We start from the raw sequence: 5,023 nt of genomic DNA, 5'->3' as shown, positions 1-5,023 counted from the left end.
TGAAGCATCAAACACCCATTCAGGCGCTCAAGGCTTGGCGTGAAAAAAAGCCCGAGTTGTTCGTCAAAAAGGTCTATGAACACACGGGACTTGACACCTATTATCTTTGGTTCAGACAAGCGTCATTTACTGGCAACTGCACGAACCAGCTGAAGGAAGCGCGAGGCCAGGCTGGCCATAGGAGTGCAATACCTTCCACCAACTCGGCAGCAATCGAACGATCTCAGGCTTTGAAAACCGATCGTCAATCAGATGCAGGCTTCCACGGTCCGAGGGAGTTCGGATTACCCGCCCCCGGCTTGCACGACCTTGCGGATACCCAGGAATAGATTGGTGTATTCATAACCCTCGCCGAAAGTCGCATCCATGCGGCGGCGCACCTCTTCGTTGATGCGATTGAACTGCGGCATGCCCAGCGTTGCGATGAAGGCGCCGATCAGCAGCTTGCCAGGCAGGTCGATGCCCTCGGCAAACGATCCGCCCAGCACGGCGAAGCCAATGCCCTGCCCCTGCGCGGTGAAGCGATCGAAAAACTCCTCGCACAGTGTTTCACGCTATGCGGAACTTGATCAGACCGACGGAATTGGCCGCGTGGCTAGGCGCAAACCGCAGCGACACCCGTGGTATCGCGAGGATTTGCAACGAACGTCACGGGGCCAAAGAGGCGGTCTTATGTTCCGCATAGCCTGAAACACTGCAGTAGGTGGTGGAATTCGCGATCGAACCCAAATCCACAGACGGTTGCCAACGCCTGCACCCCTACTGCAGATTCTGCGTCACACCGCTCAACGCTCCCGCAAACTCTCACTCGTATGCTGCATCAGCGGCGACAAGAAATACTCGATCACCCGCCGCTTACCGGTTTTGATCTCCACAGACACGGCCATGCCCGGGCTCAAGGAAACTGGGGAGCCGTCCACGTTGATGCTGGCCTTTTCCATCTTGACCCGTGTCGAGTAAATCAGGCCGCGCTTCTCGTCATTGATCGCGTCATGCGACACCGTGGTCACCTTGGCGTGGATGGTGCCGTACTTGGTGTACTGGAAGGTCTCGATCTTGACCTCCGCATCCTGGTTCGGTTTGACAAAGCCGATGTCTTTGTTCTCCAGAAAGGCTTCCACCTCCAGCGAGTTGTCGCGCGGCACGATCACCATCACCGGCTGCGCGGGTGTCACCACCCCACCGACCGTGTGAACCACCAGTTGCTGCACCGTGCCGTCCACCGGCGAGGTCAGTTGCATCAGCTTGCCGCGTGAATCGGCCTTGACCAGATCTTGCTCCAGTGCTGCAACCTTTTGCTGTCCATCGGTGATGCTGTCCAGGCTGGCACGCCCTGTCTCGGCCAGCAACTCGGCACGCTGGCCACGGGCCTCGCGCAACGCGGCTTCAATCTCCTTGAGTCGACTGCGCAGATTAGCCAGATCAGCTTCCTGCTCGATGCGGGCCTGCTCGCGCTCCATGTAGCCGTGCTTGGACACAAAATTCTGGTCAACCAGATTCTTGAAATCCTGCGCGCGTTGCGTGGCAATCGGCACAGTCTGTTCCAGCTTGCGCACCAACTCTTGCGTCGAGCGCAGTTCCGCCTCGCGCTTGGCGGTTTCAGCCTCAATCCGGCCTTGTTTGGCGCTGACTTCGGCCATCTGGCCTGCAAGCAGGCGTTGTGCCTCGGCGAATTTGACGTCGTCCACTCCGTTAGGTCTCGTCAGCTTCAAGGTTCGGCCACTGTCCAGCGCGGACAGCATGGCTTGCCCGCGTGCCACTTGCAACCGGGCCACCCCCAAATCGCTCTGCACCCGATCCTGGTCGGCTTGTGCGGTGGTGGCATCCAGCTCGATCAGCACGTCACCGGCTTTGACTTGCTGCCCGTCCGTGACATGGATGGCCTTGACGGTGGCGGTTTCAAACGGCTGGATGGTCTTGGTGCGATCGTTCGGCACCACCTTGCCTTGCGCCGTGGCCACCACGTCGATATGGCCGAAGCTGGCCCACATCACTGCCAGCAATGCGAATCCGATCAGCATCCACATTGCCACACGCGGTGCAGGCGAGACGGGCGTCTCCTGCAAGGAGAGCGCGGCGGGCAAAAACTGCGCCTCGTGCGGAAGACGCTCGGTAGGTTGCATGCCGGCGCGGTGTTGCCATGCGTGGCGGAATGCAGCGCCGTAGCGTTTAAATAGATCGGCAAAGGCTTGTAGGCGCGGGCTTACTCGTACAGGGTTGGCTAGGTTGATACGCATTCTCTTCACCCCTGCTGCAAGCGGTGCAGCCGTGCGTAGTGACCGGCCGAGCCGTCCGTTACAGGGCGAAGCAAGTCGGCATGCGTCCCCGTCTCCACGATCTGCCCACGCTCCATGACGATGATGCGGTTCGCATCACGGACCGCCGACAGTCTGTGGGCAATGATGATCACCGTGCGACCTTTGCAGATGGCCTTCATATTGTCTTGAATGATGCGTTCGCTCTCGTAGTCCAGCGCGCTGGTGGCTTCGTCAAAAATCAGCACCCGTGGGTTGGTCATCAATGCACGGGCAATGGCGATGCGCTGGCGCTGCCCGCCTGATAGCGTGGAGCCGTGTTCGCCCACCCGGGTGTCGTAGCCTTCGGGCAGTTCCAAAATGAACTCATGCGCCCCGGCGAGCTTGGCCGCTTGAATCACGACCTCCAGTGGTGCACCCGGGTCGGCCAGGGCGATGTTGTCGCGGACGCTGCGGGCGAACAGCACGTTTTCTTGCAGCACCACGCCAATCTGGCGGCGCAGCGACGTCGAGTCAGCCAGCGCCAAATCCATGCCGTCCACCATCACCCGGCCGCGCTCGGGCACGTACAGGCGCTGCACCAGCTTGGTCAGGGTGCTCTTGCCTGAACCGGAGCGGCCCACAATGCCGATCACCTCGCCAGCGGCAATATCCACCGATACGCTCTTGAGCACTTCTGGCCCGTCAGGCCGGTAGCGAAACACCACCTCATCGAGCGTGATGCGCCCAGCCAACGGCGGCAGAGCACTCTTGTTGCCAGCGACTTCCGTACGGGTGTTCAGAATATCGCCCAGGCGCTGAACCGAAATACCCGTTTGCTGAAAATCTGTCCACAACTGTGCCAACCGCATCACCGGCTGTGCCACCTGCCCGGCCAGCATATTGAAAGCGATCAATTGGCCCACGGTGAGCTGGTTGTCGATAACCAGCCGCGCACCCACGTACATGCTCGCCACCGTCACCAGTTTGGAGATCAGCGTCACGCCGCTGTTGGCAAAGGCGCCGACCGTGGCTGCTTTGAAGCTTGACGACACATAAGCCGCCAACTGGTTGTCCCACTTGCGCGTCCAATAGGGCTCCACCGCCATCGCCTTGACGGTGTCGATGCCGCTGATGGTTTCCACCAGAAAGGCCTGGTTCTCCGCGCCGCGATTGAATTTCTCATGCAAGCGGGCGCGCAGCACAGGCGTGAACGAGGCTGACAAGATCACATAGCACGGCAGCGAGATCACCACGATCAGGGTGAGCCAGCCGCTGTAGTACAGCATCACGGCAATGAATACGACCGAGAACAGCAAGTCCAGCACCAGGGTGATGGCGTTGCCGGTCAAGAAGGAGCGAATGTTCTCCAGCTCGCGCACCCTCGCCACCGAGTCGCCCACACGCCGCGCCTGAAAATACGCCAGCGGCAGGGTCAAGAGATGTCGGAACAGCCCTGCGCCCAGCTCCACATCGATGCGACTGGTGGTGTGCGCGAACACGTAGCTACGCAAGGCAGTGAGCGACACTTCAAACAGCACCACCACCGTCAGCCCCACGGCAATCACATCCAGCGTGGCAAAGCCTCGATGCACAAGCACCTTGTCCATCACCACCTGAAAGAACAGTGGTGTGATGAGGGCAAAGAACTGCAACACAAAGCTGACCAGCAAGACTTCCATCAGCAGCTTGCGGTATTTGACGATGGCCGGAATGAACCAGGTGAAATCGAACTTGCTCAGCTCGCCCGACATTGAAGCTCGGGAAGTGAACAGGATCAGCTCGCCCGACCAGCGGGTTTGTAGTTCGGAGAGCGTCAACGTCTCCGGGCGACCGACGGCAGGCGATTGGATCAATGCCTGATCACCATCCACGCGCGCCAGAATGAAGAAATCCACCGATCTGTCTTCGTCCTGTCCCACAGCCACGGCGGGCAGGGGCGTATTGGCCAGTCGCGCCATATCCACTTTCACGGCTTTGGCTTGCAACTCCAGGCGCTTGGCAGCCAACAACAAGTCGGTCGTGCCCAAGGGGCGGCCAGCCACTGCCGCCTCGTACGCCAGTTGGTCTGGATCGGCGGCAATTCCGTGCAAGCGCGCCATCATGACCAAGCACGCCAAGCCGGTGTCGATTGTGGGCGGCGGGGAAGCGGGCGCCCCATGTTCTGTTGTCGAGCCGACGACCGTCAGCCCCTTATGGGGTATGTGGGGCAGGTCGTCGCGGGGTACTTGTGTCATCAAACGCTTTTCTCTTCATCCATATGAAAAACCCCCAAGCCCGGGCCAGAGACCGGGCTATGGGGGCAAGGCCGCAGCCTTGGGACTGGTGGCTTACTTCCAGTTCGCAGCAATCACCGGGTTGAGTGCCGTCTGATAGTCTGCCGGGAGGGTGGTCTGGCCCGCGGCCGGCGGCGCGAAGGCTGCCATCGCGGAGACCAGAGCATCAACCTGGCTGTCAAGGAGCATCTTGCCGTCAGAGGTCTTGAACTGCTCGACGTGGTAGGCACTGCCCGAGTACCAATTGCTGAAGGTGCTCTTGTCGGTGCCGCCGATGATGCTGACTTCCAGATCAGCGCCAACGCGGCGGAACCATAGCTGGTTGGTCGCCACGCCAGTGCCAATCGAGAGTAGATCAGTGTTTCCGGCCGTTGAGTCGTAGTCGCTGACCGTATCTGCACCAGACCCACGACCGAACAGGTAGGTGTCGTTGCCCGCACCGCCCGAGAGCTGGTCGTTGCCTGCGCCGCCGTCGATCACGTCGTTGCCGTTCTCGCCGTAGACGTAGTCGTT

Annotated in this window: 3 protein-coding genes and 1 pseudogene; all 4 read right to left on the bottom strand. The window is 60.2% G+C overall.

The annotated features are described in order from the left end of the window. Positions 1 to 126 precede the first annotated feature (126 nt). Positions 127 to 536 (bottom strand): annotated as a pseudogene (locus tag AC30NL_RS17520) (helicase C-terminal domain-containing protein); the annotation flags it as partial. Positions 537 to 785: 249 nt separating this feature from the next. Beyond that, positions 786 to 2,237, bottom strand: a complete 1,452-nt coding sequence (locus tag AC30NL_RS17515; RefSeq protein WP_489465274.1) for an HlyD family type I secretion periplasmic adaptor subunit — start codon at positions 2,235 to 2,237, stop codon at positions 786 to 788. Positions 2,238 to 2,242: 5 nt separating this feature from the next. Beyond that, entirely contained in the window at positions 2,243 to 4,471 is a 2,229-nt protein-coding gene (locus AC30NL_RS17510) for a type I secretion system permease/ATPase (RefSeq protein ID WP_489465273.1), read from the bottom strand. A 93-nt stretch (positions 4,472 to 4,564) separates the two neighbouring features. Next, positions 4,565 to 5,023, bottom strand: a 459-nt coding sequence (locus AC30NL_RS17505; protein ID WP_489465272.1) for a calcium-binding protein, incomplete at its 5' end; no start/stop codon positions are given.

This window comes from Rhizobacter sp. (assembly GCA_021153565.1).
Lineage (GTDB): Bacteria > Pseudomonadota > Gammaproteobacteria > Burkholderiales > Burkholderiaceae_C > Albitalea.
Note: the sequence above shows the minus strand (reverse complement) of the source record. Positions and strands in the feature narration are given on the sequence as shown.

What these genes read in the sequence shown, in the direction of transcription:
- AC30NL_RS17515 (WP_489465274.1), bottom strand. Translation starts at nt 2,237, where the DNA reads ATGCGTATCAACCTAGCCAACCCTGTACGAGTAAGCCCGCGCCTACAA.
- AC30NL_RS17510 (WP_489465273.1), bottom strand. Translation starts at nt 4,471, where the DNA reads ATGACACAAGTACCCCGCGACGACCTGCCCCACATACCCCATAAGGGG.